The organism is Erythrobacter sp. YT30 (assembly GCF_001542875.1).
Classification (GTDB): domain Bacteria; phylum Pseudomonadota; class Alphaproteobacteria; order Sphingomonadales; family Sphingomonadaceae; genus Erythrobacter.
The window spans coordinates 83,185-97,394 of the sequence record NZ_LMAF01000002.1 but is presented as its reverse complement, the minus strand read 5'-3'; the positions used below and the strand labels follow the sequence as shown (position 1 = coordinate 97,394).

Annotated in this window: 13 protein-coding genes; 6 read left to right on the top strand and 7 right to left on the bottom strand. The window is 55.1% G+C overall.

Annotated elements, in window-relative coordinates:
* Nucleotides 1–8: 8 nt before the first annotated feature.
* Both AUC45_RS05145 and uvrB read right to left on the bottom strand, forming a co-directional pair.
* Entirely contained in the window at nt 9–1,526 is a 1,518-nt protein-coding gene (locus AUC45_RS05145) for a S10 family peptidase (protein WP_067599343.1), read from the bottom strand.
* Between the two features lie 46 nt (nt 1,527–1,572).
* Nucleotides 1,573–3,768, bottom strand: a complete 2,196-nt coding sequence (uvrB, locus tag AUC45_RS05140) for an excinuclease ABC subunit UvrB (RefSeq protein WP_067599340.1) — start codon at nt 3,766–3,768, stop codon at nt 1,573–1,575.
* A gap of 120 nt (nt 3,769–3,888) precedes the next feature.
* Here uvrB and AUC45_RS05135 point away from each other — a divergent pair, with 120 nt between their 5' ends.
* The 6 genes from AUC45_RS05135 (at nt 3,889) to AUC45_RS05110 (ending at nt 9,469) form a co-directional block, all read left to right on the top strand.
* Nucleotides 3,889–4,431 carry a DUF3617 domain-containing protein gene (locus AUC45_RS05135; RefSeq protein WP_067599337.1) on the top strand — a complete coding sequence of 181 codons (543 nt, stop codon included), beginning with the start codon at nt 3,889–3,891 and terminating at the stop codon, nt 4,429–4,431.
* Nucleotides 4,432–4,653: 222 nt separating this feature from the next.
* Nucleotides 4,654–6,105: a circularly permuted type 2 ATP-grasp protein gene (locus AUC45_RS05130; RefSeq protein ID WP_067599334.1), complete on the top strand. Its 1,452-nt coding sequence runs from the start codon at nt 4,654–4,656 to the stop codon at nt 6,103–6,105.
* Between the two features lie 34 nt (nt 6,106–6,139).
* Nucleotides 6,140–7,084, top strand: a complete 945-nt coding sequence (locus tag AUC45_RS05125; RefSeq protein WP_067599332.1) for an alpha-E domain-containing protein — start codon at nt 6,140–6,142, stop codon at nt 7,082–7,084.
* Between the two features lie 15 nt (nt 7,085–7,099).
* On the top strand, nt 7,100–7,924 hold the full coding sequence (locus AUC45_RS05120) for a transglutaminase family protein (RefSeq protein WP_067599329.1): 825 nt from the start codon (nt 7,100–7,102) through the stop codon (nt 7,922–7,924).
* A gap of 14 nt (nt 7,925–7,938) precedes the next feature.
* The gene (locus tag AUC45_RS05115; RefSeq protein ID WP_197409582.1) at nt 7,939–8,664 is read left to right on the top strand and encodes a peptidase; all 726 of its coding nucleotides are present in this window, start codon (nt 7,939–7,941) and stop codon (nt 8,662–8,664) included.
* Nucleotides 8,665–8,848: 184 nt separating this feature from the next.
* The gene (locus tag AUC45_RS05110; RefSeq protein WP_067599324.1) at nt 8,849–9,469 is read left to right on the top strand and encodes a response regulator transcription factor; all 621 of its coding nucleotides are present in this window, start codon (nt 8,849–8,851) and stop codon (nt 9,467–9,469) included.
* A gap of 169 nt (nt 9,470–9,638) precedes the next feature.
* On the opposite strand, the gene AUC45_RS05105 is transcribed toward AUC45_RS05110, so the two are convergent.
* From AUC45_RS05105 to AUC45_RS05085, 5 genes are all read right to left on the bottom strand, one after another.
* Nucleotides 9,639–10,343 carry an extensin family protein gene (locus AUC45_RS05105; RefSeq protein WP_067599321.1) on the bottom strand — a complete coding sequence of 235 codons (705 nt, stop codon included), beginning with the start codon at nt 10,341–10,343 and terminating at the stop codon, nt 9,639–9,641.
* A 65-nt stretch (nt 10,344–10,408) separates the two neighbouring features.
* Nucleotides 10,409–10,810 (bottom strand): VOC family protein, encoded by a 402-nt coding sequence (locus AUC45_RS05100; RefSeq protein WP_067599318.1) that lies wholly within the window; start codon nt 10,808–10,810, stop codon nt 10,409–10,411.
* A gap of 59 nt (nt 10,811–10,869) precedes the next feature.
* On the bottom strand, nt 10,870–11,589 hold the full coding sequence (locus AUC45_RS05095) for a cytochrome c biogenesis CcdA family protein (RefSeq protein WP_067599315.1): 720 nt from the start codon (nt 11,587–11,589) through the stop codon (nt 10,870–10,872).
* A gap of 23 nt (nt 11,590–11,612) precedes the next feature.
* Nucleotides 11,613–12,014, bottom strand: a complete 402-nt coding sequence (locus tag AUC45_RS05090) for a thioredoxin family protein (protein WP_067599312.1) — start codon at nt 12,012–12,014, stop codon at nt 11,613–11,615.
* 376 nt (nt 12,015–12,390) lie between these two features.
* Complete coding sequence (locus AUC45_RS05085) at nt 12,391–14,208, bottom strand: gamma-glutamyltransferase family protein (protein WP_067599309.1); 1,818 nt, start codon at nt 14,206–14,208, stop codon at nt 12,391–12,393.
* Nucleotides 14,209–14,210: the final 2 nt, after the last annotated feature.

Sequence of the window (14,210 nt, the reverse complement as noted above, 5' to 3'; positions counted from 1 at the left end):
GATCGCTCTCATCGGGCGCGAATAAAGGCTCGCAAATCCTCACTCAATTGGCGGCGATCCTCATCGCGAACATACATCATGTGGCCGGCGTCATAATACGCATAAGTCACTCGGTCTTGTGGAATACCCATGCGATTGAGCGAATATTCCGCGCCAAAAAATGGAGTCGCAAAATCGTACCAGCCTTGCGCATTGAATACCCTAAGTCCGCTGTTTTGGCGCATGGCCTTCCCAATAAAGGGAGCGACGTTCAAGTAGGCATTGCGCTGCCAACCAGAACCGCCAAGCGACCAATCCCAATTCGCACCGGGCTCGCTCCCGATCGAATTGTATTCGCGATCCGTCTCGAAACCCAATCCCTCCCGGGCCCATTGATTGACGGCAGCGGTGTACCCCGCATCAATCCCGTAGAAGCTTGGATCGTTGTCATAAAACTCGCCGGCATTGTCGTAATCGCGACCAGTATACCGCGCATCCAAGCGGCCGATCGTAAGCCCCCGATCTCGCAGCAGCTCTTTGTAGAAACGCTGCGAAGTAACCCTAAGGTTTGCGCGCTCAAGATATTCTTCGGAAAGCCCTGTCAGTTCGGCCATCCGCTCGCGTACCATAGCACGCTCGTCATCGGGCAAATCCTGCCCTTTCAAAAGCGCTGTCGCAAACGGTCCGATTGCAAACTGCCGTGCTTCCTCAGCGATTTCCTCGACCGAGTTTGCCTGTGCTTTGCCATGGAAGAAAGCGGCCGCCGCCATATTTGGAAGAGTGACGACATATGCCAACTCGTTGCCCTGCGTCGGCTCGCGTGCGGCGAAATCGAGGATAGTAGAAATGAGGATCAGTCCGTTGAGCCCCACGTCATTGTATGTCGATCCTTCAAGCTCATCGACGACCATTGCGGTGCGGGTTGTGCCGTAGCTCTCGCCGCCCAAATACTTGGGGCTCGACCAGCGGCCATTATCGTTAATCCATCGCCGGATAACTTCAGCAACGGCGCGTGCATCTTGGCGCAGGCCATAGTACTTCTTCTTGTCAGTCCCTTGGGTCAAATAGCTAAAGCCCGTTCCAGGGGGGTCGATAAACACCAGGTCTGCTACATCAAGTAGGCTGTCAGGATTGTTGACCAACGGATAGGGAGGGGCTCCATCGTCGCGAGCATCTGAAGGGATCGCCACGCGCTTTGGTCCAAATGCACCCATTTGAAGCCAGACGGAGCCTGAACCGGGGCCTCCATTGTATATGAAGAAAACGGGGCGGGAGGAATCGCGGGGAGTTTTCACATACGAGGTTGTGACAATGACGGCCTCTTGAGTGCCGTCCTCGCCTTTGAGGATCGTCTCGCCAATTGTGGCGGTGTATGGCACGCGAACCCCGCCGAAAGTGCCTGCGAGATTGCGAGACTTGATCTGCGGTTTGATCGTGGCCGCACTGGTTTTTGCCTCCTCACCCACATGATCGTCAGCAAGCGCCGGGTTGTGCGCGAGGCATAGGATAAGTGGCGCTGAGAGTGCGCTAAGAATGCGTGAAGTCATGGCGCAGCGATAAAGCAGCCGCAGAGGCGTGGATCAAGAGGAGAGACTATGGCTTCCCGCCCATCCGTTTGTATCGCGTTTTGCCGTATCGGGTCTTGCGCGTGCCTGGCCTGCCTTCCGTGCTTTTGCCCTTGATGGGCGCGGCTTTTTGTTCGTCAGGCAGTCCGAGCTCGTCATTTTCCAGGCGACGGATTTCATCGCGCAGGCGGCCAGCTTCTTCAAACTCAAGATTTGCTGCCGCATCGCGCATCCGTTTTTCAAGTTCTTCGATGTAGGCGCGCAGATTGTGACCGACGAGGTTGTTTACCTCTTCATCACCCGTATCGACGGTGACCCCATCCTGCGCGGCTGAGTGTGCGACGATATCGGCAATATCGCGCTTGATAGTCTTGGGCGTTATGCCGTGCTCTTTGTTGAATGCTTTTTGTTTTTCGCGGCGACGATCGGTTTCAGCCATCGCACGTTCCATGCTTCCAGTGATCCGATCAGCATAGAGGATGACTCTGCCATCGACATTTCGCGCGGCACGTCCAATCGTTTGGACGAGGCTTGTTTCAGAGCGCAGAAAGCCCTCTTTGTCCGCGTCCAAAATGCACACGAGGCCGCACTCAGGAATGTCCAACCCCTCACGAAGCAGGTTGATCCCGATCAGTACGTCATAAACGCCAAGCCGTAAGTCGCGAATGAGTTCGATGCGTTCGAGTGTCTCGACGTCTGAGTGCATGTATCGAACCTTCACGCCAGCCTCGTGCATGAATTCGGTCAAGTCTTCAGCCATGCGTTTGGTGAGGGTCGTCACCAAAGTGCGATAGCCTTTCTTGGCGGTCGCGAGGCATTCTTGGATGCAATCTTGTACCTGATCTTCGACCGGCCGTATTTCGACCGGCGGATCGATAAGGCCAGTCGGGCGAATGACCTGTTCAGCAAACACGCCACCCGTCTGCTCCATTTCCCACCCACCGGGGGTCGCCGAAATCGCGAAGGTTTGCGGTCGCATCGCATCCCATTCGTTGAAGCGAAGTGGCCGGTTATCGATGCAAGAAGGCAGACGAAAACCGTACTCTGCTAAAGTGATCTTACGCCGATGGTCCCCGCGCGCCATTGCGCCGATTTGCGGAACCGTCTGGTGGCTTTCATCGACGAATAGCAGTGCATTTTCGGGGAGGTATTCAAAAAGTGTTGGCGGTGGCTCTCCTGGGAGACGGCCTGTCAAAAAGCGAGAATAATTTTCAATACCCGCGCAGCTTCCCGTCGCCTGGATCATCTCAAGGTCAAACTGCGTGCGCTGTTCCAGTCGCTGGTGTTCAAGCAATTTGCCCTCAGCTTCCAATTCCTTGAGCCGTTCGGCAAGCTCGAACTTGATCGCTTCCATCGCCTGTTTCATCGTGGGGCCGGGCGTCACATAGTGCGAGTTGGCATATACGCGCACCTTATCGAGCTTTGCGCCTGTCTTGCCGGTTAGCGGATCAAATTCTGCAATCTCTTCAATTTCATCTCCAAAGAAACTGATGCGCCATGCCATGTCCTCATAGTGTGAGGGAAAGATCTCAAGATTGTCGCCGCGAACCCGGAAGCATCCTCGCGCAAAGGCAGCATCGTTGCGCTTGTATTGGAGCGCGACGAGTTTGCGGATTAGTTCGCGCTGATCAACGCTCTCGTCTTTCTTGATGTCGAAAATCATCGCGGAATAGGTTTCGACCGAGCCGATGCCGTAGAGACACGAAACCGACGCTACGATCACTACATCATCCCGCTCTAGCAAAGCGCGAGTGGCCGAGTGGCGCATTCGGTCGATCGCCTCATTCACGCTCGATTCTTTCTCGATATATGTGTCTGAGCGAGGCACGTAAGCTTCGGGTTGGTAGTAGTCGTAATAGCTAACGAAATACTCGACGGCGTTGTTGGGAAAGAAACTCTTCATCTCTCCGTAAAGCTGCGCGGCGAGGATCTTGTTAGGCGCAAGGATAAGGGCAGGGCGCTGCAGTTCCTCGATCACCTTGGCCATGGTGAATGTCTTACCTGAGCCGGTTACCCCAAGCAGTGTCTGCGTTTTCTCATCGTCTCGCGCACCTGCAACTAATTCCGCAATCGCTGCCGGTTGGTCTCCAGCGGGTTCATAATCCGACACGAGTTCAAACCGTTTGCCCGGCATTGATTTTTCTGGCCGGTCAGGACGGTGCGGGGTGAATTCCTCCCCAGTTTCAGGTTCATCAAGGCCGCGGCGGATTACTAAGTCTGACATGGGCAAAGATATGGTTTGTAACACGCGACTTGTGAAGCACCGCCGCGCGCCCTAGCGTGTGCAAAACGACAAAACGTGACGGGTCTTGGGTTTACTTGCTTCATTTATGGGAGGAATTTGATGAAATACGGTATCTTGGCGGCGACGGCTGGTTTGGCGTTGGTTGCATGCGGAGGCGGAGCGACAGATGCTGACGCGGATGGCGATGGGACGGTCACGAGCGATGAAGCGGCCGCAGCAATGGAGGCAGCGGGCGATGATCTGAAGCCTGAGCCGGGAAAGTACAAAGCGAGCATGACGTTCGTTAAAGCCGAGATCCCTGGCGCACCACCGCAAATGCAGGAAATGCTAGGCTCGGCCATGAGCCAATCGATGGAGTTTTGCCTGACGCCCGAAGAAGCCAATGAAGGCTTCAAAAAGTCGATGACCGAAGGCCAAGACGGCTGCGAGATTCAAAGCTTTAATATCGATGGCAATGATCTTGATATGGCGATGGTCTGTAAGCCTGAAGGCGGCGGGGAAATGAACATGACGATGGTCGGGAATGTCACGCCCACTCGCTCGGAAATGAAAATGACCATGAAAGGCGACATGGAAGGTCTGGGCGAAGCCGAGATTGAGATGGACATGCTTCAAGAGCGTATCGGCGATTGCGACGCTTGATTTCAATGATCGTCGAAGTGGCGGCGAGCGGAACCTTGCCGCCACTTTGCAAAATCATGCATCAGCGAAAGCTGGAAACCTAGCTAGGGCTTTGGCATGTTTCATTGCTGCTTTCTTTTCTGGAACCCTTGCGCACTTGGATGCATTGACTCGGAGTGGTTCCCTTTTTGGCCCAACAGGTTAAACTCCGGTTCCGCACTCGACTAATGCCAGCGGGGGATCATGGCGGGTAAAGGCTCCGAAAGCGCCAGCAACTTTGACGAAATGAAACAGCCGGACGGCGGAGTTCGTCCTGCCTACGCCGATTATTGTGGCTGGCTTGATGAGCAAGATGCCGCGTGGCTCAAGCGCAAGAGCTCTGAAGCTGATGACAGCTTCCGCCGAACCGGGATCACATTCAACGTCTATGGAGAGGATGAGGCCGAAGAGCGGTTGATCCCGTTCGACATGGTGCCGCGCATCATCACCGCTGCTGAGTGGCGCAAGCTGTCGCGCGGGATAGAGCAGCGAGTAAGGGCGCTTAATTCCTTTCTTTATGATCTGTATCACAGGCAGGAAATCATTCGCGCAGGCCGCGTCCCCGAACGTCTGTTTCGCGGCAACGATGCCTGGCTTCAGAATATGGTTGGTTTCACTCCGCCAGGCGGGATCTATACGCATATCGTCGGGATTGATCTGGTTCGCACCGGGCCTGACGAGTTTTTCGTCCTTGAGGACAATGCGCGCACACCTTCGGGTGTCTCGTATATGCTCGAAAACCGCGAAACGATGATGTCCATGTTTCCTGACCTGTTTAGTCAGGTTCCTGTCGAAACGGTTTCGAATTATCCTCGCCGTCTTGCCCGGTCCCTAGCGGCATCGGCGCCGCCTGGCTGCGCACACGGTAAGGGCGGTAAGCCTCGCGTCGCCGTGTTGACACCAGGCATCTACAATTCTGCTTATTTCGAGCATGCGTTTCTTGCCGATCAAATGGGCGCGGAATTGGTCGAAGGCAGCGACCTGAGAGTGATTGATGGGCTAGTGCAGATGCGCACTACTCGCGGATACGCGCCTGTCGACGTGCTGTATCGCCGCGTGGACGATGACTACCTTGATCCGCTGACTTTTGAGCCCGAAAGCGTGCTCGGCGTACCTGGTATCATGGATGTGTATCGCGCGGGCAAAATTACCATTGCGAATGCACCGGGAACGGGCATCTGCGATGATAAAGCGATTTATTCATTCATGCCGGAAATCGTCGAATTCTACACTGGCGAAAAACCTTTGCTGCCCAACGTTCAAACTTGGCGCTGTGCTGATGATGACAGTCTGGCATACGTGCTCGACAACCTTTCAGATCTGGTCGTGAAGGAGGTGCATGGGTCAGGTGGATACGGAATGCTGATCGGGCCCACTGCTTCCAAAAAAGAAATTCGTACCTTCCGCACAAAGCTTGAGGCCAATCCGCAAAACTACATCGCTCAACCGACGCTATCGCTATCCACCTGCCCGATTTACACCAAGAAGGGTTTGAGCCCGCGCCATGTCGATCTGCGTCCTTTCGTGCTTTTCTCTCCCGATGGGATTGAGATTACGCCCGGCGGACTGACGCGGGTAGCGCTCAAGAAAGGTTCGCTCGTAGTCAACTCATCGCAAGGCGGCGGCACCAAAGACACGTGGGTTCTAAAGGACTGATGAGAACAAAAGCTCAGATTCTAGGGAATACCGCATGCTAGGCCGGACTGCGAACGGACTGTTCTGGATGTTCCGCTACCTTGAGCGGGCGGAAAATACGGCGCGGCTGCTTGAGGCGGGTCTGCGTATGGCGCTGACGCGCGACGTCACTACAGCTCAAGAGGAATGGCGATCGGTTATCGCTACACTGGGACTACAGGCGCAATATGAAGCTGCCAATGACGGCTATGATGGAATATCGACCTGGAATTTCATTTTGCGCGACAAGGCCAATCCCGCTAATGTGCGTGCCATGTTCGGTGCCGTTCGCACCAATGCACGGCTAGCGCGGATCGAGATTTCGGGCGATGTTTGGGAAGCCGTCAACGAAAGTTGGATGAAACTCGACAGAATGCTGTCGAGGCCAGTGGGCCAAGGCGCCGTTGGCGAGGTGGTTGCCACTATAAGGCGCGCCGGAATGCGTGTTCACGGGGCACTTGATGGCTCGATGCTTCGCGATGAAGCTTACCATTTTGCTCGCGCGGGGACTTTCGTCGAACGGGGCGAAAGCACGGCCCGAATTCTCGACATGAAGTATTTTCTCTTGCTCCCTTCATTGTCTTATGTCGGTTCAAGCCTTGATACAGGACAATGGGATCAGGTGCTGCGATCGGTAGCAGGTTCGAGAGTTTACAGCTGGCTCAACGCTGGCCAAATCGATGCGCGCGGCATTGTCGAATTTCTCGTGCTCGATGATCGGTTCCCAAGAAGCCTTGCATTTTGTCGGGGGGCGGTCAGCACCAATCTGGCTGCCTTGGCTCGCATGAATGGCGCTGAGGTCAGTTGCCATGAGTTGATGTTGAATGCAGACAACATCATGAAGGACCTGACGGTCGACGATATCTTTGATCGCGGCCTGCACGAATTCCTCGTCGATTTTATGAACCGCAACGCTGCGATTGGCGATGCCATCGCTGAAGATTACCGGTTCTTGGCTTAAACGGGCGAGAGTCAGATGAAATTATCGATCCGCCATTCCACTCACTACACATTCGATCAGCCAGTCGTCCATGCACTGCAAAGACTGCGGCTTACTCCAAAGGAAACGCAGGGACAGAAGATTCTGAATTGGGATATGCAGTACGAAAACGCTGCTGCTGAGCTCGAATATGATGATCAGCATTTCAACACAGTCACTCTAGTTTCAGTGGAAGCAGGCGCGCGAGAAGTGACCGTCACTTGCAGCGGGACAGTTGAGACAGAAGACAATGCAGGCGTCATCGGCCGGCACTCAGGCCATCTGCCCCTATGGACGTTTCTGGGTCACACCAAACTCACAAAGCCTGGCCCAAAACTGCGCGCATTGATCCGCGAAGTGGAGGGCCCTCAAGAAAACGGTAAGCTCGACTATCTCCACGCTCTTTCCGCTCACATCCGCAATAAAGTAGCGTATCAGCCCGGAACGACTGCCGTTACCACCACCGCAGAGGATGCTGCGGACGCAGAAACTGGTGTATGCCAGGATCACACGCATATCTTCCTCAGTGCTGCGCGTGAAGCGGACATTCCGGCGCGGTACGTGAGTGGCTATCTCATGATGAATGATCGTATTGATCAGGATGCGACCCACGCCTGGGCCGAGGCTCACATTGACGGCCTCGGTTGGGTGGGTTTCGACATTTCTAACGGGATAAGTCCCGATAGGCGCTATGTAAGAGTTGCAACCGGTTGCGATTATCGCGATGCAGCGCCGGTGACGGGGATCAGCTTTGGTTCTGTTGAGCAAATGCTCAGCGTGGACGTCAAAGTTGAACAGCAACAGGAACAAGTCGGGCAGTGACATATTGCGTCGGAATGGTGCTTGAAAAAGGCCTCGTTCTCATGAGCGACACGCGAACAAATTCGGGTGTCGATAACATTTCCACGTTTCGCAAAATGTATTCGTGGCAGGTGCCAGGAGAGCGGATTATCTCGGTGATGACCGCCGGTAATCTGGCGACAACGCAGGCTGTTGTGAGCCAGCTTGAAGAACGTACCAAGGCCCCTGATGAGCGAGACAACACGCTGATCAAAGGACCCACCATGTTTAACGTGGCCACCGAAATCGGGCGGCTATTGCGTTCAACTATTGAGGAGAGGCAGCTTTCCAACGGTGATCGCGGCAAAGGGCGCTTTACCGCGTCAATGATTGTGGCTGGCCAGATCAAGGGCATGCAGCCGCGTCTCTTCATGATTTATCCCGAAGGCAATTTTATCGAGGCCAGTTGGGACACGCCTTTTTTCCAGATTGGCGAAACCAAATACGGCCGCCCGATTATCCTGCGAGGATATGATCAGAATATGAGCTTCGAAGATGCCGTGAAGCTGTTGATGGTGTCGTTCGATTCCACTCTCAAAGCAAACCTTTCTGTCGGCCTCCCACTTGATCTCCTCGTCATCGGTAAGGACACCTTTGCGCCAGTCCACGAACATCGAGTGACAGCAGACGACCCATATTTTGATACGATATCCTCGAGCTGGGGCGATGCATTAAGAGCTGCTTTCGATTCGCTTCCGGACTACAAGTTCGAGTCGAGCTAAGGATTTTGGTCTCAGTTGAATTGCTTGGCCGATTTTACTTAGAATTACCTCCAAAATGGATGTCCAATTTACCTTCAAGTTTGGTTCGAATATTTGAACTAGGTGAGATTGGTTAAGGGAACATCGCTCGGTTTTGGCCTAAACCAAGCGTGAGTTGTCGTCGAATGCTCGCCATTCATTTGGCATGTCACGCAAAGCAAACCTCCACTTCATCGACTCCTGCAGCCGCCATCGCGCTGAATTGGCTCGCGTCGGGTTTTCACTTGGCCACCATTCAGAAGTGTATGGCGATCTCTCCGAGTTATCCATTCATCCTCCGCGCGAAGGTATTATCATTGCTCGAGATACGCCGGAAGAAGGCGGCGTAGCGATGAGCCTGGATCGGCTCAGTCGATTGGGCATCTGGCTGCCACTGATCGCGGTCGATACGCAGCCACGGCCGGGGCGAATTGTCGAAGCGATCAAGGCAGGGGCTCTCGACTACCTTTCCTTGCCATTGGATACGGATCGATTTGGACGGTGCCTTGATCGCATTTCGAAAGAGGCTGAGCTTTTCGGTGTCGCTCGCCGCCGCATGATTGAAGCACGTGATCGGATCGCCAGCCTTTCGGGTCGTGAACGCGAAGTGCTTGATTGGCTTGCCGAAGGAAGCAGCAACAAGGTGATTGCGCGACAACTCGATATCAGTCCGCGCACTGTCGAGATTCATCGCGCAAATATGATGAACAAACTGGGCGCGCGTCACGCAGCAGAGGCCGTTCGTCTAAAACTCGAGGCTAAACTGGAGCCTATGGTCAAGGCCTGATTGTAACGCGTGACGGAATCCTTCTGATTTTCAGACCTTCGGTTTGAAAGAAATAACTCCAGCCCCTGAGGTTTCAGGGCGATTTGGCCCCGGCATAACCCCCCTGTGTTGCCGGGGCCCTTTTTTGCCTATTCTCAGCGAGCCCGCACCGAACTGATTGAGCCACTGGCTATCGACAAAACTTGGCGCCGGTCCCTTCGAGGTGGAAGTGATCGGCGTGAGCTGTGTTGTATTCCGGGCCAAGCACGGTGCCGAACCTTTTGCATGCGCTGCGGTGGACGACACGAAGAAATTCGCGTTCCTCTCGCGTGCCCTCGTCCCAATCCTGCAGCAGGGCTATTCGCCGGCCGTCCGCAAGAATGAAGGCGGAAACATCAATTGCCTCGGCACGGGCATGTGCTGATTTGCGGCTCGTGCCCGCCACATTGCGACACGAATAGCTGCCCATCGTTTCGATACGCGCAAGCGGACTTCCCAAGATTTGCCGTGCTGCCCGATCGACGCCAAATCGAGCCCACCCGGAAAATGCTTTTGCCACTTCGCATTTCACTGGGCCGATGTTGGCAACACCGAACTTTGAGACGTCGCCAGCAAGCGCGTACATTTGAACCGTACCGATCTTGTTGCAGCCCGGTGCAGCGTATGTGTCTGGCAAGGTAGAAAACTGTGTGCCGGTCGCGCTTAATTGGGAAACGCATGCTCCCGCACTAGAGGGCGCACCACTCGATGGGCCTGATGCAGAGCCTAGACCCACGTTCTGTTTCCCGCGAGCGCCAGTGTCCGAGCTGCTGCCACTTGGGATAAAGCCGCAGGCTTGAAGCGCCATCGCCGCTGACGTCAAAACCGTAAGTCGAATGATCTTTCCTGATGACATGATCAAGATTTATCGCTTCGGTCTCGTTAACAATTCGCTAACCATGAATGCACACGACTGCCGCCTCAGCTTTCCTCCGGGGGCAGCTCGTCAATCACCTGCTCCCAAAGCTCGATTTTGATGTCATTGGGGTCGAGTATCCAGGCAAACTTCGCGTACCCTTCATCCGCGGTATCGAGAACATCCACGCCTTTGCTTTTCAATTGATCGACAAAGCCATCCAGATCATGGACTCGCAGATTGATCATAAAGCCGCCTTTGCCGGGCTTGATGTATTGGTCATCGGCAAATTGGCTGATCAAAGAATAGGGATTTTTCTTGGGCTCCTCTGACCAGGCGAGTTGTGGGCCATATGGCCCATCAATGCCCAGCATATCGCGATACCATTCGCGTGTCGCCGCAGTGTCCTTTGCAACGTAGAATACGCCGCCAAGGCCAGTGACGCGCGGTTTGTCCTGCTCACTCATTGTCTTTCCTCCCGCCAATGCCCCCGCTTTATGCAGGACCGGGCGAGAGTAGGGAAGGGTCAGAAGCTTGTCGTAAAGCCGATCACGCTTTCAGGCAGGACATCGAGAAGCGCAATTTCGATCGCTTTGTCGAACCCTGAAATCACCATCGCGCCCACCACCAACAGTGTCGTTCCGAACAACGGCTTTCCGTATTTTGCGAGCACTCCCAATGATTTGCGCCGTTCGCCAAGCGCCTTACGCGAACCATAGGCGAAGGCGAGGATCGATGTCGCAACTCCGAGGCCGAAAATCAGGAAGATGATGAAGCTCGATGCGAGGTTTTCGCCCGTGCTTGCAGCTGCAATTGCTACGCCTAACGTAGGACCGACGCATGGAGCCCAGACAATGCCTAACAGCAGGCCAACTGCAAATTGGCCGTGCCAGCCATCGCCGCTGACATTGGCAAGCTGCCGATTGCCGAAATTTGCAATCGGCGCCGCTGCCGCGCTTAAGGCTGCCTGCGCTTGCGGCAACAGTAGAACAATGCCCGCTGCCGCCAACATCGCGCCCGCTAGCAGACGGACGACCTGTTCATTGATTCCCAGCGAATAACCAAAGGCGATCACGGTGAAACCGAACAGCGTAAAGCTTGTCACCAGTCCTCCGGCGAGCGCGAGAGGACCAAATCGGCTCTTTCCCAGCGCTGATGCGACGAGGATCGGCACGAGCGGCAGAACGCAAGGATTAAGGATCGTCACAAGGCCCGCGACGAAGGACAGGGCGTGGCTGGAAAACATTTCGGCCGTTCAGCAGGGGGCGCTTAGATCGCGCCCAGCACCACACTGCGTAATTTGGTGCGATTGGTCTGCGCAATGGAACGGGCTTTTTCGGTCATCCCATCAAAGACAAGCACGGTGGATTGGCGCGGGATGCGGTGTTCGCGCAGAAATGCCTTTTCATCATCGAAATTCACTTTGACGAACAGCACGTCAGAACTCTGCTTTTCTGTGCGAAGTTCTTCGAGGATGGGTGCTTGTGCTCGGCAGGTCGGGCACCAATCGGCGTAGACATCGACAACGATGGTTTTGCCTTTTTTCTGCGCCATCATGAATTCAGCAGCATCGTATTTTTGCCAGCCTTTGGTGCTGGCCTGCGCGGATAATTGCATTGCGCCGACGACCAGCGCAGCGGTTGCAGCGATCAAAGCGAAAAGGCGAAACATACTTAAACTCCAAATACGATTGGCCGACATCAGACCGGCAGTTGCATCTGGAGTTCGTGAGTGGGATTGATCTGGTTACAGGAGCCGAAAACAGTTTTAGGGTGACAAAGGTTACACCCTGTCACCCTGGACCAGAGTGCAATTATCAAACCTTTTCAGAGGGGTAAGCGATTCTTGGAGAGGGTGACGGACAGGTGATAGAGGCTTAAAAAGAGCGCCATGCGGATAAAATCGCGCGTTTGTGCAGACATTCACACGGTGCGATTCGAGCCAGAAAGGCGCGTCGGACGATTGGAAAGAGCCGCGCAATAATTGGCACTCGCTGGCAAAGTAGGAAAGCGCTGCCTCACATCGTGCGCGAAACCCTTCCTCGCAATCAATACCCCTGCGCCTGCCCATCCTTGCGCATTTCTGTTGCGCCTGTCAGCACGCCGGTCTCCGGATCGCGCGCGATCGCCTGATACCCACCGAACATAATGCCGTTAGTGACGAGCCGGACATTGTGGCCCATGGCGGACAGCGCCTCTCGCGTGGCTGCTGGAATGCCCGCTTCGACATTCAAGGTGCCCAGATCATCCTCAATCGGTCCGGAAAGAGCGTCTGTCGGCTGACGCCCACCATCGTGATTGATGCGCGCTGCATCGCCCGCCTCCTGAAGGTTCATCCCATAATCGGCGATGTTGATAAGGACCTGCACATGGCCTTGTGGCTGCATCCCGCCGCCCATCAGGCCGAGTGTCATATAGGGTTGGCCATCCTTTTTGACGAACGCCGGAATGATCGTCTGAAATGGACGCTTGGCTGGCTCGTATGCGTTGGGGTGATCGGGATCGAGGCTGAAGAGTTCGCCGCGATCCTGAAACATGAAGCCCAGCCCATCCGGCACGAGGCCGCCGCCCATGCCGCGATAATTGGACTGGATCAGGCTCACCATCATGCCGTTGCCATCGACCACGGTCAGGTAAGTTGTGTCGCCGGGGCCTTCCAGCTTGGGTTCGGGGAGAGGGTCTCCAGCAGCAAACACCGGGGTCGCCTTAGCAGGATCAATTAGCGCGAAACGCTCTTTGCCATATTCCTCGCTCAGCAATTCCATCGGGAAGTCGGTGAAATCGGGATCGGCATAGAACCGCGCGACGTCGGCATAGGCGAGGCGTTTTGCCTCGGTGATGTAATGAATGACTTCGGGGCTGCCGCGCTCCCATTGGGAGAGATCGACATTCTTCAGGATGCTGACCATTTGCAGCGCGGCGAATCCTTGCCCATTTGGCGGCAATTCGCAAAGTTCAAACCCTTTGCGATACGACGCGCAGGCAACATCGACCCATTCGCTCTTGTGATTGGCGAAGTCTTCCATTTTGAAAGCGCTTCCTTGGCGTTGAAGGTAATCGACCATTGTCCGCGCCAACACGCCTTCATAAAACGCATCGCGCCCTTCATTGGCGATGATTTTCAATGTGTTGGCAAGATCGCGATTGACGAAGATATCGCCCGCTTCAGGTGCGCCATTGGCAAAGTATGTGGTGCGGGCATTCTCGAATTCGAAATCATAGGTTTCGAGACGGCGTTCATAAGCTGCAAGTCCCCGGCCAAAATACATCGCAATGACAGGGGCGAGCGGATGGCCTTCTTCGGCATAGCGAATGGTCGGCGTCAGGATTGTCTCCATCGGCATCGAGCCAAAGCGGCCGTGCATGGTGAACCATGCATCGACAGTGCCCGGAATGGTGACGGGGAGGGGGCCGACTGGCGGCAGACTGTCCGCACCGTTCAGCTTTTCCTTCAATTGATCCAGCGTCTGTCCTGCAGGCGAACGGCCCGAACCGTTAAGTCCGTAAAGCTCGCCAGTGTCGGGATCGTAAACGATCGCAAACAAATCACCGCCAATGCCATTGCCAGTCGGTTCCATCAGCCCAAGCGCTGCATTGGCAGCTATGGCGGCGTCCACCGCATTGCCGCCCGTTTGCAGGATGTTGAGTGCGATTTGCGTGGCAAGCGGGTGTGCAGTTGCAGCCATGCCATTTTTTGCTTTGACCGGGCTGCGAGACCATGGCGCGCCCACGGGCCTGCCGCCTGCGCCGATTTGTTCAGCGATGGGGCGGGCCTCTGGCCCGGTCTCTGCGTGATCATCAGCGAGGGCAGGGGCTGCCACGGCAAGACTTGCGAGTGCGGTGAAGGCTATCTTGATGGGACGCATAT

Excerpts from the sequence above, each read along its gene's own strand:
- AUC45_RS05145 (WP_067599343.1), bottom strand. The coding sequence starts at position 1,526 with ATGACTTCACGCATTCTTAGCGCACTCTCAGCGCCACTTATCCTATGC.
- uvrB (WP_067599340.1), bottom strand. The coding sequence starts at position 3,768 with ATGTCAGACTTAGTAATCCGCCGCGGCCTTGATGAACCTGAAACTGGG.
- AUC45_RS05135 (WP_067599337.1), top strand. The coding sequence starts at position 3,889 with ATGAAATACGGTATCTTGGCGGCGACGGCTGGTTTGGCGTTGGTTGCA.
- AUC45_RS05130 (WP_067599334.1), top strand. The coding sequence starts at position 4,654 with ATGGCGGGTAAAGGCTCCGAAAGCGCCAGCAACTTTGACGAAATGAAA.
- AUC45_RS05125 (WP_067599332.1), top strand. The coding sequence starts at position 6,140 with ATGCTAGGCCGGACTGCGAACGGACTGTTCTGGATGTTCCGCTACCTT.
- AUC45_RS05120 (WP_067599329.1), top strand. The coding sequence starts at position 7,100 with ATGAAATTATCGATCCGCCATTCCACTCACTACACATTCGATCAGCCA.
- AUC45_RS05115 (WP_197409582.1), top strand. The coding sequence starts at position 7,939 with ATGGTGCTTGAAAAAGGCCTCGTTCTCATGAGCGACACGCGAACAAAT.
- AUC45_RS05110 (WP_067599324.1), top strand. The coding sequence starts at position 8,849 with ATGTCACGCAAAGCAAACCTCCACTTCATCGACTCCTGCAGCCGCCAT.
- AUC45_RS05105 (WP_067599321.1), bottom strand. The coding sequence starts at position 10,343 with ATGTCATCAGGAAAGATCATTCGACTTACGGTTTTGACGTCAGCGGCG.
- AUC45_RS05100 (WP_067599318.1), bottom strand. The coding sequence starts at position 10,810 with ATGAGTGAGCAGGACAAACCGCGCGTCACTGGCCTTGGCGGCGTATTC.
- AUC45_RS05095 (WP_067599315.1), bottom strand. The coding sequence starts at position 11,589 with ATGTTTTCCAGCCACGCCCTGTCCTTCGTCGCGGGCCTTGTGACGATC.
- AUC45_RS05090 (WP_067599312.1), bottom strand. The coding sequence starts at position 12,014 with ATGTTTCGCCTTTTCGCTTTGATCGCTGCAACCGCTGCGCTGGTCGTC.
- AUC45_RS05085 (WP_067599309.1), bottom strand. The coding sequence starts at position 14,208 with ATGCGTCCCATCAAGATAGCCTTCACCGCACTCGCAAGTCTTGCCGTG.